At 40.1% G+C, this 22,764-nt stretch carries 23 protein-coding genes; 1 reads left to right on the top strand and 22 read right to left on the bottom strand.

Features of this window, described 5'->3' with window-relative positions; genetic code table 11:
- Positions 1–138 precede the first annotated feature (138 nt).
- From spoVT to metG, 19 genes are all read right to left on the bottom strand, one after another.
- On the bottom strand, positions 139–675 hold the full coding sequence (spoVT, locus tag ACFQ4X_RS19225; protein WP_379838042.1) for a stage V sporulation protein T: 537 nt from the start codon (positions 673–675) through the stop codon (positions 139–141).
- A 145-nt stretch (positions 676–820) separates the two neighbouring features.
- Complete coding sequence (gene mfd / locus ACFQ4X_RS19230; protein ID WP_379838044.1) at positions 821–4,360, bottom strand: transcription-repair coupling factor; 3,540 nt, start codon at positions 4,358–4,360, stop codon at positions 821–823.
- 101 nt (positions 4,361–4,461) lie between these two features.
- The gene (locus tag ACFQ4X_RS19235) at positions 4,462–4,692 is read right to left on the bottom strand and encodes an anti-sigma-F factor Fin family protein (RefSeq protein WP_066285412.1); all 231 of its coding nucleotides are present in this window, start codon (positions 4,690–4,692) and stop codon (positions 4,462–4,464) included.
- A gap of 64 nt (positions 4,693–4,756) precedes the next feature.
- A complete protein-coding gene (gene pth, locus ACFQ4X_RS19240; protein WP_379838046.1) occupies positions 4,757–5,317 on the bottom strand; it encodes an aminoacyl-tRNA hydrolase in 561 nt (186 codons plus the stop codon).
- Positions 5,318–5,422: 105 nt separating this feature from the next.
- A complete protein-coding gene (locus ACFQ4X_RS19245) occupies positions 5,423–6,085 on the bottom strand; it encodes a 50S ribosomal protein L25/general stress protein Ctc (protein WP_379838048.1) in 663 nt (220 codons plus the stop codon).
- A 265-nt stretch (positions 6,086–6,350) separates the two neighbouring features.
- Positions 6,351–7,301, bottom strand: coding sequence for a ribose-phosphate diphosphokinase (locus ACFQ4X_RS19250; protein ID WP_379838050.1), 951 nt, complete (start codon positions 7,299–7,301; stop codon positions 6,351–6,353).
- A gap of 31 nt (positions 7,302–7,332) precedes the next feature.
- The gene (gene glmU / locus ACFQ4X_RS19255; protein ID WP_379838052.1) at positions 7,333–8,712 is read right to left on the bottom strand and encodes a bifunctional UDP-N-acetylglucosamine diphosphorylase/glucosamine-1-phosphate N-acetyltransferase GlmU; all 1,380 of its coding nucleotides are present in this window, start codon (positions 8,710–8,712) and stop codon (positions 7,333–7,335) included.
- A gap of 228 nt (positions 8,713–8,940) precedes the next feature.
- Positions 8,941–9,231, bottom strand: a complete 291-nt coding sequence (gene spoVG, locus ACFQ4X_RS19260) for a septation regulator SpoVG (protein ID WP_066238133.1) — start codon at positions 9,229–9,231, stop codon at positions 8,941–8,943.
- A 365-nt stretch (positions 9,232–9,596) separates the two neighbouring features.
- Positions 9,597–9,974 carry a 2-iminobutanoate/2-iminopropanoate deaminase gene (ridA, locus tag ACFQ4X_RS19265; RefSeq protein ID WP_379838092.1) on the bottom strand — a complete coding sequence of 126 codons (378 nt, stop codon included), beginning with the start codon at positions 9,972–9,974 and terminating at the stop codon, positions 9,597–9,599.
- Entirely contained in the window at positions 9,971–10,801 is an 831-nt protein-coding gene (gene purR, locus ACFQ4X_RS19270; RefSeq protein WP_379838054.1) for a pur operon repressor, read from the bottom strand. Before purR ends, ridA begins: the two co-directional genes overlap by 4 nt.
- Positions 10,802–10,861: 60 nt before the next feature.
- The gene (gene ispE / locus ACFQ4X_RS19275) at positions 10,862–11,725 is read right to left on the bottom strand and encodes a 4-(cytidine 5'-diphospho)-2-C-methyl-D-erythritol kinase (protein ID WP_379838056.1); all 864 of its coding nucleotides are present in this window, start codon (positions 11,723–11,725) and stop codon (positions 10,862–10,864) included.
- A gap of 148 nt (positions 11,726–11,873) precedes the next feature.
- Positions 11,874–12,044 carry a small, acid-soluble spore protein, alpha/beta type gene (locus ACFQ4X_RS19280; RefSeq protein ID WP_379838058.1) on the bottom strand — a complete coding sequence of 57 codons (171 nt, stop codon included), beginning with the start codon at positions 12,042–12,044 and terminating at the stop codon, positions 11,874–11,876.
- 128 nt (positions 12,045–12,172) lie between these two features.
- On the bottom strand, positions 12,173–12,433 hold the full coding sequence (veg, locus tag ACFQ4X_RS19285) for a biofilm formation stimulator Veg (protein ID WP_066238125.1): 261 nt from the start codon (positions 12,431–12,433) through the stop codon (positions 12,173–12,175).
- 488 nt (positions 12,434–12,921) lie between these two features.
- Complete coding sequence (gene yabG / locus ACFQ4X_RS19290; protein WP_379838060.1) at positions 12,922–13,788, bottom strand: sporulation peptidase YabG; 867 nt, start codon at positions 13,786–13,788, stop codon at positions 12,922–12,924.
- A gap of 87 nt (positions 13,789–13,875) precedes the next feature.
- Positions 13,876–14,751, bottom strand: a complete 876-nt coding sequence (gene rsmA / locus ACFQ4X_RS19295; protein WP_379838062.1) for a 16S rRNA (adenine(1518)-N(6)/adenine(1519)-N(6))-dimethyltransferase RsmA — start codon at positions 14,749–14,751, stop codon at positions 13,876–13,878.
- Positions 14,752–14,757: 6 nt separating this feature from the next.
- Positions 14,758–15,324: a ribonuclease M5 gene (gene rnmV / locus ACFQ4X_RS19300; RefSeq protein WP_379838064.1), complete on the bottom strand. Its 567-nt coding sequence runs from the start codon at positions 15,322–15,324 to the stop codon at positions 14,758–14,760.
- 190 nt (positions 15,325–15,514) lie between these two features.
- Positions 15,515–16,717, bottom strand: coding sequence for a ubiquitin-like domain-containing protein (locus ACFQ4X_RS19305; protein WP_379838067.1), 1,203 nt, complete (start codon positions 16,715–16,717; stop codon positions 15,515–15,517).
- 215 nt (positions 16,718–16,932) lie between these two features.
- A complete protein-coding gene (locus ACFQ4X_RS19310; protein ID WP_379838069.1) occupies positions 16,933–17,700 on the bottom strand; it encodes a TatD family hydrolase in 768 nt (255 codons plus the stop codon).
- Positions 17,701–17,877: 177 nt separating this feature from the next.
- A complete protein-coding gene (gene metG / locus ACFQ4X_RS19315; RefSeq protein WP_379838071.1) occupies positions 17,878–19,848 on the bottom strand; it encodes a methionine--tRNA ligase in 1,971 nt (656 codons plus the stop codon).
- Between the two features lie 605 nt (positions 19,849–20,453).
- Between metG and ACFQ4X_RS19320 the strand changes: the two genes are divergently transcribed.
- Positions 20,454–20,738 (top strand): AbrB/MazE/SpoVT family DNA-binding domain-containing protein, encoded by a 285-nt coding sequence (locus ACFQ4X_RS19320; protein ID WP_066285380.1) that lies wholly within the window; start codon positions 20,454–20,456, stop codon positions 20,736–20,738.
- A 56-nt stretch (positions 20,739–20,794) separates the two neighbouring features.
- Here the strand turns inward: ACFQ4X_RS19320 and rsmI are convergent, their stop codons facing one another.
- Genes rsmI through ACFQ4X_RS19335 form a run of 3 tightly spaced genes read right to left on the bottom strand, consistent with a single transcriptional unit; the run spans position 20,795 to position 22,677 of the window.
- Positions 20,795–21,679, bottom strand: coding sequence for a 16S rRNA (cytidine(1402)-2'-O)-methyltransferase (gene rsmI / locus ACFQ4X_RS19325; RefSeq protein ID WP_379838073.1), 885 nt, complete (start codon positions 21,677–21,679; stop codon positions 20,795–20,797).
- Complete coding sequence (locus tag ACFQ4X_RS19330; RefSeq protein ID WP_379838075.1) at positions 21,654–21,944, bottom strand: GIY-YIG nuclease family protein; 291 nt, start codon at positions 21,942–21,944, stop codon at positions 21,654–21,656. The genes rsmI and ACFQ4X_RS19330 overlap by 26 nt, the downstream gene beginning before the upstream one ends.
- Positions 21,928–22,677 carry a tRNA1(Val) (adenine(37)-N6)-methyltransferase gene (locus ACFQ4X_RS19335; RefSeq protein WP_379838077.1) on the bottom strand — a complete coding sequence of 250 codons (750 nt, stop codon included), beginning with the start codon at positions 22,675–22,677 and terminating at the stop codon, positions 21,928–21,930. Before ACFQ4X_RS19335 ends, ACFQ4X_RS19330 begins: the two co-directional genes overlap by 17 nt.
- Positions 22,678–22,764 lie beyond the last annotated feature (87 nt).

Here is a 22,764-nt window from a genome sequence, read left to right on the forward strand (position 1 = left end):
GACATATCTCATTACAATTCTTTTTAATTCAACGTATTATACCATAGTTACCTGTGCTTTTTGTTGTTGGATATTACGTATCACCTGGCGATACACAAGAGCACAAACAAAAAAAGAAAGGGCGAAAAAAGCCCTTCCTTATTGCTCCATCTGTCTGGCTAAAAATCCTGCAGCTGTTTCAGCAAGTTTCTGCTCCAGTTCATTAAGCTTCTTTCCTTCTTTTCCGATCATAACGACCGCTCCGATTGGATCGCCACCCGCTATGATTGGAGCGATAACATGAGATGTATTTTCTTTAATTCCATCTATAAGCTCTGCTTCTGTTCCGTTTGATTCAACCAATGTCTTCCGGTCACTCATAGAAGATTCCACTACTTTGCCGATCGCTTTATTATGATAGTCTTTTTTGGATCCGCCAGCTACCGCAATATATGTATCGCGGTCAGCAATTAAAACAACATGACCTGTACTGTCTGCAAGGCTTTCCGCATATTCTTTCGCAAAGTCGCCAAGCTCATTGATAGGAGAATATTTTTTCAAGATGACTTCTCCATCTCTGTCTACAAAAATCTCAAGCGGGTCTCCCTCACGAATCCTCAGCGTTCTGCGGATTTCTTTAGGTATAACAACGCGCCCAAGGTCATCAATACGTCGAACGATACCAGTCGCTTTCATATAAATAATGCCCTCTCTTTCGGATGATGATAGTGCACTGATGTAACAACAAAATGGTTCCTTCTCTGAAAGAATGTTCCATTTTCTAGGTTTATTATTTGTTACATCTCCTGTTCTATTCACGAAAGAGAGGGCTTATTAAATTTTAGCGTGTATTTGTTGTCTTTTCTTTCCTCGCATGCTTTATTTCTTTTAGGAAAAGGTCAATTTGTTTTAACAGTTCTAAGTCTTTTAGGCGTTTTCGGTTAATAACCACTTTCATAAAGTTATTTTGCATCCCAAGGTTCACATGTCTTCCGATCTTATTTGCGATCTCAAACATTTTTCCTCCATCGACTGAAGCTGTTGAACTTTCGGTGAGGAGCATATTAACCGTGTCTTGCTTCTGTTCGATCGATTTAATGCCTTCACGTTTAGCACGCAGCTTTATTCCTGCTGCTAGAAGCAAGCATTCAACTTCCACAGGATAATCGCCAAAACGATCGATGAATTCTTCCTGCAAGTCAGAAATATCTTTTAGCGACTTAGCAGCCCGTACATGCTTATACATTTCGATTTTTTGCTTCTCATCTCCAATGTAACTTGAAGGAATATAAGCATCCACTTCTATATTGAGGTCCACTTCTTCTTCCACTTCTTTTGGTTTTGTTCCTTTGCGTTCCTCGATAGCTTCTTCAAGCATTTGCGAGTAAAGGTCAAAACCTACAGAATCAATAAACCCATGCTGCTGAGCACCAAGAAGGTTTCCTGCACCGCGGATAGACAGGTCGCGCATCGCAATCTTAAAGCCTGAACCTAACTCTGTGAATTCTTTAATTGCCTGCAGACGTTTCTCAGCGACTTCTGTTAATACTTTGTCACGCTGATAAGTAAAATACGCGTAAGCAACACGATTCGATCGTCCTACACGGCCGCGGAGCTGATAAAGCTGGGATAAGCCCATCTTATCCGCATCATAGACGATTAGCGTATTCACATTCGGAATATCTACACCCGTTTCAATAATCGTTGTTGATACTAATACATCATAGTTTCCTTCTAAAAACTCAAGCATGACCGTTTCAAGCTCGTTCTCTGACATTTGACCGTGTGCATATGCCACCCTGCAATCAGGAACAAGCATGGAAATCTGTTCAGCCATTCGCTCTATGGAATCAACCCGGTTATATAGGAAATATACTTGGCCGCCGCGTCCCATCTCTCTTTCAATCGCTTCACGGACCAGTGAACCGTTATACTCCATTACATAGGTCTGAATTGGGAAGCGGTTTTCAGGAGGTGTTTCTATGACCGACAGATCACGTACTCCAAGCATTGACATATGGAGTGTGCGCGGAATTGGCGTTGCTGTTAATGTAAGTACATCTACATTCGATTTCAGCGTTTTAATCTTTTCTTTATGCGTTACTCCAAAACGCTGTTCCTCATCGATAATTAATAATCCCAGGTCTTTATATTGCACGTCCTTTGAAAGAAGACGGTGTGTACCGATCGCAATATCTACAGTACCTGCTTTTAATCCTTTTATTACTTCATTCTGTTCTTTTTTTGAACGGAACCGGCTTAAGCTGCCAATCGTAATCGGAAACTCTGAAAACCGCTCACGAAATGTTTCGAAGTGCTGCTGAGCAAGAATGGTTGTCGGCACGAGGAAAGCTACTTGCTTGCCATCCATAATAGCTTTAAAAGCAGCACGGATAGCTACTTCTGTTTTACCATAGCCTACATCTCCGCAGAGCAGCCGGTCCATAGGACGAATGCTTTCCATGTCCTTTTTAATCTCTTCGATTGTACGAAGCTGGTCTTCTGTCTCCTGATACGCAAAGCTGCCTTCGAATTCACTCTGTTCAGCACCATCCTCTGAGAAAGCGTATCCTTTGCTTGCTTCACGTTCAGCATAAAGCTTAATTAAATCATCTGCTATATCCTGTACAGAAGATTTAACTCTGCTCTTTACTTTTTTCCAGTCGCTTCCGCCTAATGAATAGATCTTCGGCTCTTTACCTTCAGAGCCTACATACTTTTGCACTTGATCGATCTGATCAACAGGTACGTAAAGCGTATCATTGCCAGAGTACTTAATGTGCAGATAATCCTTATGCACACCTTTGATCTCGAGTGTTTCAATACCTAAATATTTTCCGATCCCGTGATTAACGTGAACAACATAGTCCCCAACTTTTAACTCCGAGTAGCTTTTTATGCGTTCAGCATTTGTCATCCGCTGCTTGCGGGCAGGGCGCTTCGCTTTTTTCGTGAAAACTTCCTCTTCTGTTATGACAACAAGCTTTTGTTTGGTTGATTCAAAGCCACTAGCAAGGTCTCCAAGCAATATCTGGCTTGTTTTCGGGCGAATATCTTTATCGTCTTCTATTATCCCAGCATCCATCTCATAGTCAGCCAGGGCTCTTTCCAGACGGTTTGCACGCTCTTTGTTCAGCGCAACAAAAACGATCGCAAAGCCAAGCTTTTTCCAGCGATCCATTTCTCCTTTTAACACATTCATCTGTCCATGGAAGTTCTGCATACTTTTGCATTCTACATTTAATATGTTTTGCGGTTGAGTATGAGGAACATGCCTTAAGAAAAGGGATAGATAAATAATCGGGAAACTCTTTTTGTCACCGAGGAGTGCATTTGTGTCTGGCGATATCGCGAGACCCCGGACAAGCTCACCATGCTCCAATAGAGCTGTCTGCCACTCTGCTTCTTCCTTATCAAGCTGCTGGCTCGTTTCCTGGATTCGACCGATCTCATCCATAATGATTAAGCAGTCAGGAGAAACATAATCCAAAAGACTTGCCGGTTTATCATAAAACAAAGAAGCGTACTTATACATGCTTTGGAACTGTTGATGCTCTCTTAAACGTCCTGTTTCATAGCTTATATTTTCAACAAGCATCTCTTTTAGTGAATCATCTTTAATATTTTTTAGTGTATCTGCCAGCCTCGCATCAATCCGTTCAGCTGCTTGTTCGTAATGTTCTTCAAACAAAATGAGTTCTTCTGCAGGAGCAATTGAGATCTCTTGTACTTTATCTTTTGAACGCTGCGTTTCTGCTTCAAAGAACCTGATAGAATCAATCTCTGTATCAAACAATTCAATACGAACAGGGTTCTTAACGGTTAAAGGAAAAATATCAATAATTCCCCCGCGCACACTAAATTCACCAGGGGTTTGAACCATCGAAGTTCTTTCATACCCCATAGCAACAAGCTTATTCAAAATTTGATCAGGATCGATCTCCTCTCCCATTCGAAAAGACAGACCTGCTTGTTTCCAAATTTCAATTGGCGGCAAATATCTTCTTAATCCTGCAATCGGTGTAATGATGACACCTGAAGCAGACTTACTTAAATAGTTCAAAGCCTCGATACGCTGACTTTTTAATTCTGGACTGGATATCGCCATTTCTGAAGAGATCAAGTCATTAACCGGATATAAATAAACCTCATCTTCAGGTAAAAGAGAAGTTAAATCTTCATATAACTTTTGTGCCTGAAATAAGTTATGTGTGACAACCAGTTGAGGCTTACCCGTTTTTTCATGCAGGCTGCTGATCAGCATTGTCCGTGCAGAACCTGAAAGACCCGCAACTAATTGTTCTTTCAGTCCAGCATTTATACCATTTAAAATGGAATCAAAATCTTCTCCCTGACTAAAATATCTCTTTAATCCGAGCAATTCTTTCTCCCCCTCTCAAACGCCGTTCATAGCTGTAAACTATGACATGTAAACAGAAAAAGGCTTTGGTCCGCATCATAGCCTGCGGCCAAAGCAATACCTTATTGAATAAAAGATTTCAGTGTATGAAATTCAGGGTACCGTTCTAATGTATCCTGACAATCCTCACAAGTAGTCGTTACTTCTATATCTCCATTCTCTTTGTAGGAGAGTAATTCCTGCCGTTCTTCTGCAGTTAGTGTTTCAAATCCAAGATTCGCTGCGTTCACAGTATGATGATCAATAGTGCCAACATGTGTTTTACAATGCCTGCACCGGTAATGAATAGCCATATAAGTTCCCCTTTCGGTTAGCATTCTACTAACCATTATGAGCGGAACATGTGTAATCTATTCTTTACCCGTTAAACTTATTCATCACCTTATCAAATGATGTATCAATAAAAGCTTCACTTGCTTTAATTGCACGTTCAATTCCATTCTCTACATCAGGCTGCTCTTCTTTTGAAAAACGATTAAGTACAAAATCAGGAACAGGCTGCTGATTTGCTGGACGTCCGATACCGAAACGGATTCGCTTAAATTCCTGTGTTCCAAGATGGGCAATCATAGATTTAATTCCATTATGACCGCCAGCACTGCCTTTTGTTCGAAGTCTTAGTTTACCTGGCTGAGTATCGAGGTCGTCATAAATCACAAGAATGTCCTCAACAGGTATTTGAAAATAATCCATAAAAGGACCAATACATTCACCAGACAAATTCATGTATGTCAGCGGTTTAAGTAAAAAGATTTTTTCCCCGCCAATGTTTGCTGTTCCGTATATTCCCTTAAATTTTGTTTGCTGCATTTGAATGTTCAGAGAATCGGAAAGTCTGTTGATTACTTCAAACCCAATGTTATGTCGGGTTCCATCAAATCTTGATCCAGGATTCCCGAGTCCTATAAACAATTTCACTTTTGGTTCACCTAACCTTTTAATGTCTTACGAACATTATACATCAATTCTGATAAACAGAATAAAAACGCAGCGGCCGCTGCGTTTTATATATATCTATTCGTCTTACTTTTCCTCTTCCTGGCCTTTCTGACTATCGTCAGCTACAGATTCAGAAGACTCTGGAGCATCTCCAGCTTCGTCCGCTTCTTCTGTTTCTGGATCAGTTTCTTCATCCTGAAGCTTAGGCGGTGTTACACTCGCTATCACTTCATCTTCTTCATGAAGAATTTCGTATTTGCTGCCAGTTGGCAAGTCCTTAACGTATAAGGAATCACCAATGTTTAATTCTTCAACGGAAGCTTCCAATTGCTCGGGGAAGTCAGACGGGAGTGCTTTAACGTTTACAGTTGCGTGTATACGCTGCAGAATTCCGCCTTCCTTAACACCAGCAGATTCACCTGTCAGTACAACTGGCACCTCAGCTTCTGTTTCTTTATTTAGATCAATAGCAATAAAATCAATGTGAGTAACTGCATTCTTTAAAGGATGTACTTGCATTTCCTGTACCATGACAGAATAATCTTTTCCATCCACTTTAAGTTTAAGTACGCCGTTTTTACCTACTTCTCTATAAGCTTTAATAAATTCAGGTTCATCAACGGACAGTGCAACAGACTCTGTTCCGTAACCATAAAGGTTTGCAGGAACATGTCCTTTATTTCTTAACTCCGTCAAAAATGAACGTTTTTCAGTTTTTCGTTTTTCGACTGTTAGATTCGTTGCCATATTGAGATCCACCTTTCCTATTTCGAGTCTCTTAAAAGGATTACCCGAAGTGAAAGATTTTAAAACGTGAAGTTTTTTATCTCAATTTAGAAAGGGTTGATTTCCGCTTCAGATGCTCGCTTTCCGCGGGGCGTGCGGTGAGCCTCCTCGGCTATTCAGCGGCGTCTTACCTGTCCCGCTGGTCCCGCAGGAGTCTCGCATCTTACGCTCCAATCAACTAGTCAACGAAGACTTCAAAAAGTCATTCAAAAGTACAGAAAAGAACTTAGTCAAATAATTTAGAAACTGAAAGCTGTTCGTGAACACGGATGATCGCTTCACCTAATAGCGGCGCTACTGAAAGCTGTGTAACTTTGTCGATTTTCTTTTCTTCAGGAAGAACGATTGTGTTTGTCACAACTAGTTCTTTAATTGAAGAATTTTGGATTCGGTCCATAGCTGGTCCTGAAAGTACTGGATGCGTACAGCATGCATACACTTCTTTCGCTCCGTTTTCCATTAGTGCATTAGCAGCCAGAGTTATCGTACCCGCTGTATCAATAATGTCATCGATTAAGATAGCTGTTTTGCCTTCAATGTTACCTACGATGTTCATTACTTCTGAAACATTCGGACGAGGACGTCGCTTATCAATGATGGCGATCGGAGCTTTAAGACGGTCAGCCATTTTACGTGCTCTTGTAACACCGCCATGATCTGGTGATACGATAACGATGTCATCTAAGTTTTTATTTGAGAAATAGTTAGCAAGAATCGGTACACCAAGCAGCTGGTCTACAGGAATATCGAAAAAGCCTTGAATTTGAGTTGCATGAAGATCGATTGCAATTACACGAGTAGCTCCTGCTGTTTCAAGCAAGTTTGCAACAAGCTTTGCAGTAATCGGCTCACGTGCACGTGCTTTTCGGTCTTGGCGTGCATAGCCATAGTAAGGAATAACGACATTAATCGTTTTAGCAGATGCACGTTTTAAAGCATCAATCATAATTAAAAGTTCCATTAAATGCTGGTTAACAGGGTCGCTAGTGGATTGAATAACATATACTTCACACCCGCGGATACTTTCTTCAATGTTAATTTGAATTTCCCCGTCACTGAATTTTGTTACTGAACTTTCTCCAAGTTCAATTCCAATATGCTCGGCAATCTCTTTTGAAAGTTCCTTATTGGAATTTAAAGTGAAAACTTTTAATGTAGGATCTACATACGTACTCATTGATGGCTTCATCCTTCCCCACTCTTAATAATTATTGATTTTGTTTTTCGTTAAGCTTTTGAACATAGTTTTCTTTAACGGTCTGGCGCGATCTTGCGATGGACAGCGACTCAGCCGGAACATCATTAGTAATGGTAGAACCTGCTGCAACATAAGCGTTTTTCCCAACTGTAACAGGTGCTACTAAGTTGGAATTACAGCCGATGAATGCACCATCTTCAACTTTTGTCAGGAACTTATTCTTACCATCATAATTCACAGTAATAGATCCACAGCCCAAGTTAACATCTTTGCCAATTTCGGCATCTCCAATGTAGCTTAAATGTGAAGCTTTGCTTCCTGTGCTCATAACAGATTTCTTTATTTCGACAAAGTTTCCGATCTTCACATTATTCTCAAGAACAGACTTAGGGCGAATGTGGGCAAAAGGTCCGATTGCTGTTTCATTGCCCACTTCACTGTCATGGATGACAGACTGGCGGATTGTGTTTCCGCTTCCTACCACACTGTCTTTTATTTCAGATTGAGGACCAATGATATTCTCTTCACCAATCTTCGTGTTCCCTAAAATAACAGTCCCGGGGTAAATAACTGTATCACTTCCGATTTCTGCATCATCAGAAATATACGTTTGTTCGGGATCGATTAATGTAACGCCATTTCTCATATGACGCTCATTAATTCTCTTTTTCATAAAGCTTTCCGCTTTGGAAAGGGCAACTCGGTCATTTACACCCAGCGTTTCATTAAAATCAGGAGTTTGATATGCCGCTACAACCTCACCGGCTTTTTTCAAGATCTCAATCACGTCAGGTAAATAATATTCACCCTGTACATTGTCATTGCTTACTTTCTTTAAAGCTTCAAACAACGCTTTATTATCAAAACAGTATGTTCCTGTATTAATCTCCGTAACTTTGCGCTCTTCCTCAGATGCATCCTTATGCTCAACATTTCTCTCAACCGTACCTTCACTGTTGCGAATGATACGGCCATAGCCTGTTGGATCATCTGCCTGCGCTGTAAGGATAGTAGCTTTTGCTCCAAGTGATTCATGTTCAGCAATAAGCTTTTCCATAGTTTCAGATGTAATAAGCGGAGTGTCACCACACACCACAAGAGTAACTCCTTCTTCTTTAGCTAGAACCTCTTCTGCCTGCATAACAGCATGCGCAGTTCCGAGCTGCTCTTCTTGAAGGACATACTGAATGTGATCGCCCAGTTGTTCCTGAACCTTTTCTGCCCCATGGCCAACTACAGCCACCATTTGCTTCATTTGAAGTGAGCTGATCTGGTCAACAACATGCTGAACCATCGGCTTACCACAAACAGGATGTAATACTTTATATAATTTGGATTTCATCCTTGTTCCTTGACCCGCAGCAAGAATGACCGCATAGCGATTTGTCATAGTGAACCTCCATCCATTTTCCTAATTCTTAATATACCATTACGAATATATCTTAAACGCGGGGGCTTTTCAAGAAGTGACGCGGGATTGTCAATGGTTTGATATAAATAGAGAAGAATTTGGAGGAAATGAGCTTATTTTTTTGCGGAAGGTTCAGATTATTATAAAAATGGGCAAATAAAAAGAACCTAATCATTTGCGACCAGGCTCTTGATTCTTATTAGGATATTAAGAAGCTCCTGCTTCTTCCAAAGCAGACTCCATTTCTCCCATACGGTGATATTCTGTTAATACCGCATTTTGAATTTTTTCCCGAGTACTTGAAGTAATCGGATGTGCGATATCACGGAATTCCCCATCTGGTGTTCGTTTGCTTGGCATAGCTACGAACATTCCATTATTGCCATCAATTACTCTGATATCATGAATAACAAATTCATGATCGATTGTAATGGAGGCAATCGCTTTCATACGGCCTTCTGTATTTACACGGCGTAATCTTACGTCAGTCACTTCCATTCACAAACACCACCTTTTTCCAATAATAAGAACGTAATACTACAATTCTTCAACATTTTACAAAATCCTTCTTTGAAAAATAAAAATTTTTAAAAAATTTATAAAAATGCTGTTCTAGCAGTGTTTTTAGGTTTTTTAGCTATATATTGTGCATCAGTAAAATAAGATGATAGCTTATCGATGATTGGATCCAGCGCGTTTTTGTCGAAAAGTCTATAAACGAATAATTACGGATTGAAAAGTAAGAATTACAGCTTATAAAAATTATTTACGGCTCATAAATCAAAATTACAGCCTAAAAGCTTATTTTTCTTTCGAGCCGCTCCTTTACAAATGAGGCAAAAAAAATAAGCCCCCAAAAGGAGCTATTTAACAAGCGCGATCACTTCGATTTCAACTTTAGCATCTTTAGGAAGACGTGCAACTTCCACACAAGAGCGTGCTGGCTTATGGTCTGAAAAATACTGGCCATAAACTTCATTGATATCAGCGAATTCATTCATATCTTTAATAAAAACAGTAGCTTTGATTACCTGCTCAAGAGATGAGCCTGCTTCATTTAAAACCGCTTTTAAATTGCTGAATACTTGATGTGTCTGTTCTTTCACATCTCCATCGACCATTTCGCCTTCTTTTGTCAGTGGAATCTGGCCTGAACTGAAAAACAAATTGTTGTAGACGATTCCTTGGGAGTACGGCCCGATTGCTGCTGGAGCTTCTGTAGTATGAACCTTTTTCATTATGAATGACCTCCGTTTAGAGAATAATTGCCTTTTTCAACTTCAATACGGTTTTCTTTTTCGTTTACTTGAGAAAGACGTGCGATCGAAACATAATCATCTACAAGGCGTTCGGATACTTCCTGCGCTTCCACTAGTACGCCAATTCCTTCGATTTGTGCCTGAAACTCTTCTATTAAACTGATCATGCCTTTAATCGTACCGCCAGCCTTCATAAAATCATCGATAATCAAAACACGGGATCCTTGCTTGATGCTTCGTCTTGCAAGAGCCATCGTTTGAATGCGTTTTGTGGAGCCGGAAACATAATTGATACTAACGGTGGATCCTTCAGTTACCCTGCTGTTGCTCCTAACAACCACTACAGGAACGTTCAAATGTGTAGCTACCGCATAAGCAAGGGGTATACCTTTCGTTGCGATCGTCATAACAACATCTATTTTTCGTTTAGAGAATATAGAAGCAAACAAACGCCCGATCTGATTAACAAGCCTTGGGTTACCGATCACATCAGTAACGTACAGATAGCCTCCGGGCAATATACGGCTTGGATCTTCCAGAAGCTGAACAAGCTCTTCAACTGTTGCTTCCGCTTCTGCCTGATCGATGCCTGGAATGTATTTTACACCGCCTGCTGCCCCTGGAACGGTTTGAACTTGTCCTAATCCGTGCTGTTCAAAATGTTCCTTAATGATAGCAAGGTCTTCACTAATAGATGATTTAGCCGATTCATAGCGTTCTACAAAATAAGATAAAGGAATAAGCTGATGGGGATGATGAAGTAGGTAGGCTGTCAAATCCACCATTCTTCCGCTTCTTTTTAATTTCATATTTTCCTCCAAAACCGAATGTTTGAAGTTAATATAACATTTTTATACGGATTTTATCAATCATTCCCCTAATAGTCTTACTGCATAAACTTCATTGCAAAAACCTCTTAAACCGTTATAAACCCGCTGAAGCCTTGATTCATGCTGAAATAGCCCAAACACTGTCGGCCCGCTTCCACTCATCAAAACGGCATCTGCTCCAAGTTTCATCATCTGTTCCTTAATATGTTTTACTTCAGGATACATTTTAAGGGTCACAGTCTCTAACACGTTGCCAAGGAGGCTGCAGATCTGGTCATAGTCTTTATCTTCAATTGCCTTAACCATTCCTTCTACATCAGGATGTTGGATTCCTGAAAGCTTCAAGTTCCGATATACTTCACCTGTCGAAACACCGATTGGAGGTTTAGCTAGAAGTACCCAGCAAGGGGGCGGGGAAGATATGTGATGAATTTTTTCACCGCGTCCTGTTGCCAGTGCGGTTCCTCCGTATACACAAAACGAAACATCTGACCCGATTTTTGCTCCTAGTTCAGCGAGTTCGTCCAGTGACAACCCTAAGTTCCAAAGCTGATTCAGCCCTTTTAATGCAGCTGCAGCGTCACTGCTTCCTCCAGCAAGACCAGCAGCGACAGGAATATGCTTTGAAATATGTATAAAAACACCTTGTTTAATTCCGTATGTCTTCTTAAGAAGCAATGCAGCCTGATATGCCAAGTTCCGTTCATCCAAAGGCACGAAGCCGCCTGAGCTTTCTATTCTAATTTCGTCTTTTTCTAATAAAGTCAGTTCGATCCGGTCAGCTAAATCAACCGTGGTCATGACCATGGCTACTTCATGAAAGCCATCTTCTCTTTTTCGCAATGCATCAAGAGACAGATTGATTTTTGCTGGTGCTTTAATGGATACTTTATTATTAATCATCTTTATCCCTGCCTAAAAATCTTACACAATTTTGATATTTTTAATAGTAACACAGTATGAACACTTAAATATAGTTAAAATCGTTCTTCTCAGGATAGCGGAAAACCGGAGACTTAACACCTCCGGCTTCGTTATATCGCATATTTACTTAGTTTTGTCTTTGCTCAGCTAATTCAAGTGCGCGCTTAACCATATTTCCTGCGTCTTTTGAAGAAATACCGCCCCATCCATCACGCTGAACTTTATCGTAAAAACCCAGCTCTTTGGCAATTTCAGTCTTTAATCCTTCAGACATCATTCCATGCTTGCTTCTTCCCATAATGATGAAAACCCCTTTCATATGCGATACGTTATAGTATCTCCAAAAGGGGTTAATTCTTGCTGTATTTCGTATATGTATGTTTAAATCCAGCCCCAGAGGGTAAAAAAAATAGCAGTAAAGAGTTCTTACTGCCCGATTGCTGCTTGTGTATCTTCTAAGAATGTAAGTTCTACTGTTTCTGTGAGTACATCCGCGTAACTATAAGAAACACGTTCAAAAGCGTTGGTGTCCTGATCTAATTTGATAATAAAAACTGCTGGGTATGTTTCTTCCAGTGTTCCTAAACGTTCGATCGTTTTGCGTCGACCGCCATTTGCACGTAAAGAAAGTCTTCTACCCACGTTGGACTCTAAAGAGCGTCTAATGTCCACTATTGTTTTACCCATTTTAGGCTCCACCTCACTTAGACAAATTGTAACACAAATCGTGCTTTTTTGTCAAATTAAAATTTTCATTATAGCAAGCAAAGCATTTTCATGTCAATGACCAAATATCCTTTTTTTGCTTTTTTTAGTATGTCTTTTTTTTCGGCAGATATGTATAAATTGAATAAATGATACAAATAATCTTTTGTTTTGGCTGTTTTCGTAAGCTTTGTTGCTCTTGGAAGTTGTTAATTTCCGTTCCAGGAGCTCGCTTTCCGCGGGGCGTGCGGTGAGCCTCCCTATCGCTTCGCGCTGGCGGGGTCTCACCTGTCCCGCTGTTCCCGCAGGAGTCTCGCACCCTGCACTCCAATTAACCCATCAATGAAGAAAAGTAACAAAATAATTAAAAGCTCAAATCAAAGAGTCTTTAGAAAAGAAATCTATGTTTTTTAGAATATCGTCTTAAATCCGCTGAAAATAAAAAAACTCCGGCAGTCCGGAGTTCTATTTTACGGCTTTGTTTTGATGGGCATCCCTGTCCGGAGAAACCCTCTCGTCTCTACACCGCCTAATCCTTCTTTTCCAGTCAATGTGTTTCTCAAAACATCCATTACATTCACACGGTCCATAAAAGACGTTAAACTTATCTTTGAAACGATATAGACAGGATCGAGTGCATGAATGTTTATCCGCGCAGGAGAACTTGCAAAGTTTGAGCCAACCTTAATCAGCGATTCAAAATGAGACTGGCAAGCACCAGCAAAGATCATCAGATGATCAAGATTCGTATACTTCCTTCTCACTTCACGGACCGTCCTAATGAAATATTTCGTATGGCGATAAGCATTAACATCTGTTACATCGCCTTTTGATTTCATGTAAGCATCATGACCTGTGATAACAAGAATGTCTGGTCTTACTTCATCTACAAGTGCTGGAACTTTTTCAGGCATTTCGGTTTCTTTCATATGAATGCCATAAACAGGTACACCCAGCTTTTTATAAAGCTCCAGACATTTATTTAAATATAAGGGATCGCCGTCAATATGGAGCACTCTTCCAGGCAGTTCAAAATAGGATTGATCATATTGATAGCCGTTTGTTGAAAGGTATTCCCTTTTTTGTCTTAGCAGATAGTAATCCTGTCTGAATAATTTAAAAGACGATTCTTCTTTTTCCTTCACTACTTGCCTGTGTTCAGACATGTGCTTGTCGTCCACGACAAATAAATCGTCCACCGGAGCATCAGCCCAGAGTCTGAGCTCTTCTCCTGCGAGTTCCGCAATGGTACGATCTTCACTAAATCCTACAATACGAAAAAGTAAATCCCGCTTGTAAGAGTTCCTGGTTACAATCGATCCAATCTCTAGTTTCATTTTACTCCCCCTATTTGGAGTAACAAGCTCCACTGCTCCCAATGTTCCTTTTATAAGAGTATGAGAGGATAAGGGGAAAAATGAGGTTTATTTTACAAGCGGCAAAAGAGAATCTGCCAATTTGCCGAATTCTTCGATTGTCAGTGTTTCTCCTCGGCGTTTAGGATCGATCTCTAACTTCTCTAATACAGATAGGAGTTCATCTTTCTTTTCTTTTGAAACAAGCTGGCTTGTCAGGTTGTTCCATAGAGTCTTCCTTCTTTGTGCAAAAGAAGATCTGACTACCTCAAAAAAGAACTCTTCATCTTGTACGTTTACTGCAGGTTCTTTGCGAATCGTAAGTTTAATAACGGACGAATCCACATTAGGTGCTGGAACAAAAACTGTTTTAGGTACTTTAATCATCGTCTCAGCTGTCGCATAATATTGAATGGCTATAGAAAGGGAATTATAATCTTTTGTACCCGGAGATGCAGCCAGGCGGTCGGCTACCTCTTTCTGGATCATACAAACGATACCGCGAATAGGAAGTTTGTCTTGAAGAAGCTTCATAATGATTGGTGTTGTCACATAATAAGGCAGGTTTGCAACTACCATTAAGTCTTGTCCTTCTTCAAAATGCTCTCTGATCACTTGGTGAATATCAGCTTTTAGCACATCAGAATGGATAACTTCTACATGCGGGTATGGAGCCAGCGTTTCTTTTAATATCGGCAGCAGCCTCTGATCGATCTCAAAAGCAACGGCTTTCTTTGAAGCTCTTGCGATAAACTCTGTCAATGCACCGATTCCAGGACCGATCTCAATAACTCCTGAATCCTCCGTTAAATCAGCAGCATTAACAATATTATTAAGTATGTTGCGATCAATTAAAAAATTTTGCCCCAGACTTTTCTTAAATGTAAAACCATGTTTTTCAAGTATGGCTTTTGTGGATTGCGGGGTTGAGATATCTTTTCTCATTACTTTTTAGTCCTCCTCATTTCTGTAGAGCGTCTGTAAAGCTTTCTGAAATTCTTCCTGTGTGACACGAAACATATTTAAACGTTTATATAATTGTTTTGCATTCATATATCCTAAACGGAGTTCTGCACCAATTATTTCACGCCTTTTTTTCGAATCTGCTCTTCCTGTTAAACCAGCTGCGATTAAATCTTCCCATGCTATTAATTCACTTTCTTCTGATTGCAGCATTTCTTCTCTCACATGTGAAAGAGCTTCAATAATAGCCTCTTTAGATGCATGCTCTACACCTACACCTTTATCACCTTTAGCAATGGCATCTTGTTTTGCTAAGTACGCGTGCTTACAACCCGGAACAAACTCAGAAATGATCTGCCGAATTCTCTTTCCAGGAAAATCAGGATCCGTAAATACGATAATTCCCCTGATGTCATGCGCTCTCTTGATCCGATTCAAAGTATCTATACTTATTTCTGAACCATTTGTCTCAATCGTATCCGCTTCAACTGAACGTTTTATAGCGAGTGTATCGCTCTTTCCTTCAACGATAATAATTTCTTTTATTTTTTTCATGATTTCCTCCAAAACGGTGAAACCTTTTTAGGCATTGCAGCGTCTAATAATTTGAACGAAAAAACATCTTTTACTAGTATACCCCAGGCGTCAAGAAAGTCTAGGATTGACTAGCCTTAACTTCTTAGTGCTTCGGTTCTATGCGCAAAAAAAAGCACAGGGAATCATCCCCATGCTTTGTTAAATCAAATTAGTTTATTATGCGAATCTTAACTGTTTTTCTTCCCCAAGCCTCTGCCTGTGATTGAGAAGAAAAGAATACATCAATCTTGTTACCCTTTATAGCTCCTCCAGTATCTGATGCAATGGCATATCCATACCCTTCAACATACACTTTTGTGCCAAGAGGAATAACATTCGGATCCACTGCGATTACTTTCGCATTCGGATTAGCTTTTAAATTATAACCTGAAGCTGTGATCCCAGAACATCCGGAGCAGTTAGCAGTATAAGCTGTACTTGTTACAGTTAGCTCTCTTCCGCCAGAATTACTCGAAGCTTTACTACGGGATACTACAGGCTGCGGCTGTACTTTTGTACCGATAGCAACAATCTTATCTTTGCTGTCACTTAACGTTTTTTCGCCAACAAGTTTTCTGGAAACTTCTTTGCCGTTTTCCATTACAACTTCATAGCGTTTTTCAAGCTTGCCTTTCTTGCCATCTTGCACGACACGCTCTTTGCCTTTTGTTAATCCACTGTCTTTACGGTTAACAGTAGCAAATGGTGTTTCTTCTTCCACTACATCGGTGACCTTTTCTACTCTGATGACTTCAACCTGCGTTTTGCCAGTAATTTTTTCTGTTTTGGCAGGTGATACTCGGTCTATTTCACCTAATGATACCTTTTGTTGCTTCAAAAGGTCAGCGACGGTAGTCGAAGTGGTCCAAACTTGCTGTGCTTTTCCGCCTACAACAAGCTTTACCGGAAATGCTGATTCGATCTTAATCTTGCCTTGATCTTGAATATCAGCAGTCAGATTTGGCTTAATGACATCATGCTCTTTCAGCGATAACTGCTGTTCTTTTACGAATTGCTCAACAGTCTTTGCTGTCGTCCATACCTTTTTGTCTTTGCCATTTACGGTAAGGACAATTTCCTTAGCCTTTAAATAATCAACCTTCATGTTATCTTCGACCTTTGCTGAAAGCCCAGGCTTTACAACATCATGCTGATTAGGTTTTATATTTTGTTCGCGTAGAAGTTCTCTTACTGTGCTAGCATGTGTTTTAACTTGGCTTTTCTTTCCGTCAAGCATTAGTGTGACTTCTGCTTTCGTAGTTTCATAACCTACGAATCCAGTAGTTACCGCTAAAACGAGAAGAGCAGCTAAAGAAAGATAAAGTTTCTTTCTCGTAAAACTCGAGAACAAAGCTGTAATATTCTTATACATCCAATTTCCTCCCCTACAAGGACTGCATTATAAATACCTTTTTTCTCTCTGTCAAATCCCTCCTTTTTCGTCATTAATTGACCCAAGGCTAATTATGAACGGATAAGAAGGAAAAAGGGAAGAAAAAACGTTTGACAATTTTCCTGTCCCTTTTGTCATTTCTTGAAAGATTAACGCGATATTCTTCATGCTTCGTTTGTTTCCGACAACATATCCTATCGAGATATGTTAAAAATTCGAAAAGCATTGTCGGAAGTTTTCTTTATGATGTCTTCAAGTGGAAGATCTTTTATTTCTGATAAAGATTCTGCTACATACTTTACATAAGATGGTTCGTTTCTTTTGCCTCTTAATGGATGAGGACTAAGATAAGGACAATCAGTTTCAATTAAAAGCCGGTCCATCGGAATGTCTTTCGCAACTTCCTTAACCTTTTTTGCATTCTTAAATGTTACTGGTCCACCAAAACTTATGTAGAAATTCATTTCCATACATTGGCGGGCAACTTCTATACTTCCGCTGTAGCAATGCATGATGCCGCCAACTTCATGGGCTTCTTCTTCTCTAAGTATGTCAACAACGTCTTGTGTCGCTTCCCGGTTATGAATAACGATGGGGAGCTTCACTTTTTTCGCAAGGCGTATTTGGCGTCTGAAAACTTCTTTCTGAACATCTGCAGGCGACTTATCCCAATGATAATCCAATCCCATTTCGCCAAGAGCGACAACTTTTGGATGCGCTGCAAGTTCTTCAATCCAGGCCAAATCTTCTTCCGTCATGTCGATTGCATCGACTGGATGCCAGCCTACGCAAGCATAAATGAAGTCATATTCTTCAGCAAGTTCCATAGCACCTTTGATCGTTTCCCGGTCAAAGCCGACAACCACGATGTGGTGAACTCCTTCATCTAAAGCCCGCTGGATAACTTCCTGACGGTCTTCTTCGAATTGTGCTGCATTCAGATGTGCGTGTGTATCAAACATAGTGTACAATCCTTTCAACTTTACAAATCTTATCACATTTTCCATTCATTCGGGTAACAGTAGGATTACAATATAATTACATTGTGGGTATTAAGACCTATTTTTATTATTGATTTACAAGTATTTCCTCTATCTTAGGCACTAAAAAAGCAGGGATATCCTCCCCGCTTTTTCTCATTATTTAACTTTTGAACCATTTGGAAGTGATTGATCAACTGTCGCCAATGTTAATTGACCATCAGAAGAACCTGCTAAAATCATTCCCTCTGAAAGCTCTCCGCGCAATTTCACAGGTTTTAGGTTCGTTACGCAAATCACTTTTTGTCCAACAAGATCGTCCGGCTTATAGTACTGGGCAATGCCAGAAACGACTTGGCGTTTTTCGTACCCCAGATCCAGTTGAAGCTTTAACAGTTTATCAGCTTTTTTTACTGGTTCAGCTGCTATTACTGTTGCAACCCTTAAGTCTACCTTCATGAAGTCATCGATGGAGATCTCAGGTTTTTGGTCGGCTGCAGATGGAACTTCTTGCTTCACTTCTTCTTTTGGCGCTTCTGCCGGTGCAGAAGTGCTTCCCATAGAATCTTTAATGAACTGTACTTCAACTTCTGTTTCAAGTCGAGGGAAGATCGGATCCCCTTTTACAACTGAGGTATCTGCCGGAATGGTGCCGAATTCTTTTAAAGAATCCCAGTCTGTCAGTTTAGAGTCATTCAATCCAAGCTGGCTCCAAATTTTCCCTGGAGTTTCTGTCATGAACGGCTGAATCAGAACAGAAACGATGCGGATTGACTCTGCCAGGTGATACATAACGCTTGCAAGTTCACCTTGTTTTGCTTCATCTTTCGCAAGCACCCATGGCTGCGTCTCATCAATGTATTTGTTTGTGCGGCTGACAAGCTGCCAAATGGTTGAAAGCGCGATTGAAAACTCAAGGTTCTCCATCGCTTCTTCTGTTTTTCTAACTGTTTCCATCGCAAAATCTTCAAGGGTTCCATCAAACTCTGTAATACGGCCGTCATAAGCTGGAATTTTGCCGTCAAAGTATTTACCGATCATGGCAATCGTACGGTTTAAAAGATTTCCTAAGTCATTTGCGAGATCTGCATTTACTCTGTCTACAAAGCTTTCAGGTGTAAAAACGCCATCAGAGCCAAATGGCACTTCACGAAGCAAGTAATAACGTAGTGGATCTAGACCATAGCGGTCGATCAGTACATTAGGATCCACTACATTTCCTTTGGATTTGGACATCTTTCCGTCTTTCATCAAAAGCCAGCCATGGGCAATAACTTGTTTCGGTAAAGGAAGCCCTAAAGCCATAAGCATGATCGGCCAATAAATCGTATGGAAACGTACTATTTCTTTACTCATTAAATGAACATCTGCCGGCCAGTATTTTTGATACTTCTCATCGTTATCACTGCCATAGCCAAGTGCCGTTATATAGTTAGATAGAGCATCGATCCATACGTAGATTACATGCTTTGGATTTCCTGGAACTTTTACGCCCCAGTCAAAGGATGTACGGGAAACCGCAAGATCCTCTAAGCCTGGCTTAATAAAGTTATTAATCATTTCACGCTTTCGTGACTCTGGATAAATAAAAGATGGGTTCTCTTCATAATAAGCAAGCAAACGATCTGCATATTTGCTCATGCGGAAGAAGTAACTTTCTTCTTTTACCTTTTTCACTTCACGTCCGCAATCAGGACACTTGCCGTCTTCAAGCTGGCGTTCTGTAAAGAATGATTCACAGTCCGTGCAATACCAGCCTTCATATTCACTTAAGTAAATATCATCTTGGTCGAGAAGCTGCTGAAAGATTTTTTCGACAGAATTTTTATGACGGTCATCAGTTGTACGGATGTAATCATCATATGAAATGTCCATCTTCTTCCAAAGAGCTTTAATATCATCAACGATTCCGTCTACATACTCCTGCGGATGAAGACCTTGTTCATTTGCTTTCTTTTGAATCTTCTCCCCATGCTCATCAGATCCAGTAAGGTACATAACATCGAACCCTTTTAAACGCTTGTATCTTGCCATCGCATCTCCCGCTGTCGTTGTATACGCATGGCCGATGTGAAGCTTTCCGCTTGGATAATAAATTGGTGTTGTAATATAAAATGTTGGTTTTGCCACTAATACCGCCTCCTCAATGTATTCTGTAATAAGGAAAAAAGCCCCTCCATTTAGGGACTGTTCGTCTTTTTAAGTTATAGGGAACATTTAACTGTTCCGGAAAATGTATCTTTTTTACAAAAACTATAAAAAACTGTTTACTCTAGGACATAAAAGTAAAAAAGCAAGCGAAAGATTTCTATGTAAATACTTTCATTATTCTCTTTTCTTCCTTCAAAATATACCTAATGCATTTAAAGTGTGTCAAGGTGTAGGAGCTAAAGGTTTAAAAGGAGAACATGGATAGTATTTTTTCATTGTTAGTTTTGTCGAAATTTGACGATTAATCTAAACCTTATTTCCAGTTAAATTTTTTCATCTTTTACACTTATTTGAATTTTTTATGACAATATATGAATATATCTTCCATTTACCGGTTTCAAAAGTATTATTAAACGGGTATATACTAGAGAATTCACTTGGTAAAAGAAATAAAAATGTTTAAGTCAAAACTATTGACGACAATTGGAAATCTTGGTAAGATGTTCTCGTAGGATTTTGTCGAATTCTGACGATTAAAATAGATAGGGAAATTTTTTTATATATTCGGGAGGAGAGATTTTATTATGAAATCTACAGGAATTGTACGTAAGGTTGATGAACTAGGACGTGTGGTTATTCCGATCGAACTGCGCCGTACTTTAGGAATTGCAGAGAAGGATGCTTTAGAAATCTACGTTGATGACGACCGCATCATCCTTAAGAAATACAAGCCAAACATGACTTGTGCAGTAACTGGGGAAGTTTCAGATGATAACTACACTGTAGCAGGCGGAAAAATCATTCTTAGCCGTGAAGGTGCTAAAGAAGTTATGGATGAGCTTCAAAAGCAGCTTCAAACATCAAAATAAGAACATAAACAATAAGAGCCTTCATTTAGAAGGCTCTTTCCCTTTGTATTGAAAAATTATAGGCCATGATATTCCTGATAAACGGAACGCTTTGGAACATTCCGGTCAACAGCTGCTAACTTAATCGCTTCTTTTGGCTTCTCACCTTGGTTAACATAATGATCGACATGTTCAGTCACCGAAAGAGACTCCCACCATTGCACAGCGGTTTCACTCTCGAACTCTGCATTCCCGCTTCCCTCGACTACTAAGCAAAATTCTCCCCTGATTTCAGCATCTCCCTGACTTATGTAATCAGTAACTTCAGTAAGTGTACCGCGGATAATTTCTTCATATTTCTTTGTTAACTCCCGGACCACTGCAATTTTCCGGTTTTCAAATATTCCATTCATAGCCTGAAGTGTTTCTTTTAGACGATGAGGGGCTTCATAAAATAAAAGCGTCGATGGAAAGGGCTTTAATCTTTCTAATTCAGCTTTCTTTTCTTTTTTACCCCGAGGAAGAAAACCATAAAATGTGAAAAGTTCCGTATTTAATCCTGAAGCGACCAGTGCAGGCAAGGCAGCATTTGCTCCAGGCAGTGGTATGACAGGTATTTTTTCTTCTACACATTGGACCACTAGCTCATACCCAGGGTCTGAAATCCCTGGCATCCCGGCATCAGTAACTAATGCAATTTGCTTTCCTTCTTTTAATGCTTCTATAAGCTTTTGTCCGCTCTGCATTTTATTATGATCATGATAACTCGTCAATGGTGCACTAATTTCAAAATGGTTGCATAACTTCTTTGTTTGCCGCGTATCTTCTGCTGCTATCATATCAGCCTCTTTTAATGTGCGAACAGCACGGAACGTCATATCTTCTAAGTTTCCAATCGGTGTGGGAACAAGATATAATGCACCAGTCCCGCTCTCGTCATGGTAGCTCTTTTGCTGCCACATATGAAACACTTCCCTCTTTAATTATTCTCTCTTTTGCGGCTCTGTTCAGTTTCTTTATGGCAAATTCCAAGCGCATTGCTTCTTGTTTCGTAGAAAAAGACTGCTGAAATACAAGCTTAAGAGGTCCTCTTCCTCTTGTATACTTAGCACCTTTTCCTTCTTCATGTTTACGCAGCCGCTGACTGATCTCATTTGTATAGCCTGTATAGTAAGTTCCGTCACCGCACTCCAAAATATACACAAAATGATTATTGCTCTTGTTCACCGTAGAACATCCTTTTTAGCTCAGCCGTATATTCCCCATTTTCTCCGTATACCGTAAGAGGCGGAAGAATATGCAGGTCAGGCTTTCCGTTTTTCATTCCTTCTATTAAAAGCATGTTAGCTTCACTTCCGGCTTTTGGATAAATTAGCTGCAGTTTTTTAGGTTCAAGCTTATACTGACGCATAAATGCTAAGATCTCCATGAGACGGTTCGGACGATGTACCATCGCCACCTTTCCGCCTTGCTTTACAAGCTGGCTGCTAACACGAATTACATCTTCTAAGGAACAATGAATTTCATGGCGTGCAATTGCGAGATGTTCATTCTGATTGAAATCTTCTTCATGGACTGAAGCAAAATACGGGGGATTGCACGTTAACGCATCAAATGTGCCATGACCGTATTTAGCAGGTGCCTCTTTTATATCCGCGAGATCCATTTTTATCTGGTCATCTAGTTTGTTGAGCAAAACACTTCTATTTGCCATACTGTATAGTCTTTCTTGAATTTCAACACCGGTTATGTGGGCTTTGGACCTTTTGCTCAGTAAAAGAGCTACTGCACCGTTGCCGCTGCATAAATCTATAATTTTACCTTTTTGAATCGGAACCCATGCAAAACGGCTTAAAAGAACCGCATCAAGTGAAAACGAGAATACAGAGGGACTTTGGATTATTTTTAAGTCTTCATGGACTAAGTAATCAATTCGCTCATCTGGCAGAAGCTCAGTCATAATGATTCCCTCTCTTTCTTTTATAAAATAGTTGATAGAGGTTGATTTCCGTTCCAGGTGCTCGCTTTCCGCGGGGCGTGCGGTGAG

Source organism: Fictibacillus halophilus, from assembly GCF_042680145.1.
In the GTDB taxonomy this organism is placed as follows: Bacteria; Bacillota; Bacilli; order Bacillales; family Fictibacillaceae; genus Fictibacillus; species Fictibacillus halophilus_A.

What these genes read in the sequence shown, in the direction of transcription:
- spoVT (WP_379838042.1), bottom strand. Translation starts at nt 675, where the DNA reads ATGAAAGCGACTGGTATCGTTCGACGTATTGATGACCTTGGGCGCGTT.
- ACFQ4X_RS19235 (WP_066285412.1), bottom strand. Translation starts at nt 4,692, where the DNA reads ATGGCTATTCATTACCGGTGCAGGCATTGTAAAACACATGTTGGCACT.
- ACFQ4X_RS19245 (WP_379838048.1), bottom strand. Translation starts at nt 6,085, where the DNA reads ATGGCAACGAATCTAACAGTCGAAAAACGAAAAACTGAAAAACGTTCA.
- ACFQ4X_RS19250 (WP_379838050.1), bottom strand. Translation starts at nt 7,301, where the DNA reads ATGAGTACGTATGTAGATCCTACATTAAAAGTTTTCACTTTAAATTCC.
- glmU (WP_379838052.1), bottom strand. Translation starts at nt 8,712, where the DNA reads ATGACAAATCGCTATGCGGTCATTCTTGCTGCGGGTCAAGGAACAAGG.
- spoVG (WP_066238133.1), bottom strand. Translation starts at nt 9,231, where the DNA reads ATGGAAGTGACTGACGTAAGATTACGCCGTGTAAATACAGAAGGCCGT.
- purR (WP_379838054.1), bottom strand. Translation starts at nt 10,801, where the DNA reads ATGAAATTAAAAAGAAGCGGAAGAATGGTGGATTTGACAGCCTACCTA.
- ispE (WP_379838056.1), bottom strand. Translation starts at nt 11,725, where the DNA reads ATGATTAATAATAAAGTATCCATTAAAGCACCAGCAAAAATCAATCTG.
- ACFQ4X_RS19280 (WP_379838058.1), bottom strand. Translation starts at nt 12,044, where the DNA reads ATGGGAAGAAGCAAGCATGGAATGATGTCTGAAGGATTAAAGACTGAA.
- veg (WP_066238125.1), bottom strand. Translation starts at nt 12,433, where the DNA reads ATGGGTAAAACAATAGTGGACATTAGACGCTCTTTAGAGTCCAACGTG.
- yabG (WP_379838060.1), bottom strand. Translation starts at nt 13,788, where the DNA reads ATGAAACTAGAGATTGGATCGATTGTAACCAGGAACTCTTACAAGCGG.
- rsmA (WP_379838062.1), bottom strand. Translation starts at nt 14,751, where the DNA reads ATGAGAAAAGATATCTCAACCCCGCAATCCACAAAAGCCATACTTGAA.
- rnmV (WP_379838064.1), bottom strand. Translation starts at nt 15,324, where the DNA reads ATGAAAAAAATAAAAGAAATTATTATCGTTGAAGGAAAGAGCGATACA.
- ACFQ4X_RS19305 (WP_379838067.1), bottom strand. Translation starts at nt 16,717, where the DNA reads ATGTATAAGAATATTACAGCTTTGTTCTCGAGTTTTACGAGAAAGAAA.
- ACFQ4X_RS19310 (WP_379838069.1), bottom strand. Translation starts at nt 17,700, where the DNA reads ATGTTTGATACACACGCACATCTGAATGCAGCACAATTCGAAGAAGAC.
- ACFQ4X_RS19320 (WP_066285380.1), top strand. Translation starts at nt 20,454, where the DNA reads ATGAAATCTACAGGAATTGTACGTAAGGTTGATGAACTAGGACGTGTG.
- rsmI (WP_379838073.1), bottom strand. Translation starts at nt 21,679, where the DNA reads ATGTGGCAGCAAAAGAGCTACCATGACGAGAGCGGGACTGGTGCATTA.
- ACFQ4X_RS19335 (WP_379838077.1), bottom strand. Translation starts at nt 22,677, where the DNA reads ATGACTGAGCTTCTGCCAGATGAGCGAATTGATTACTTAGTCCATGAA.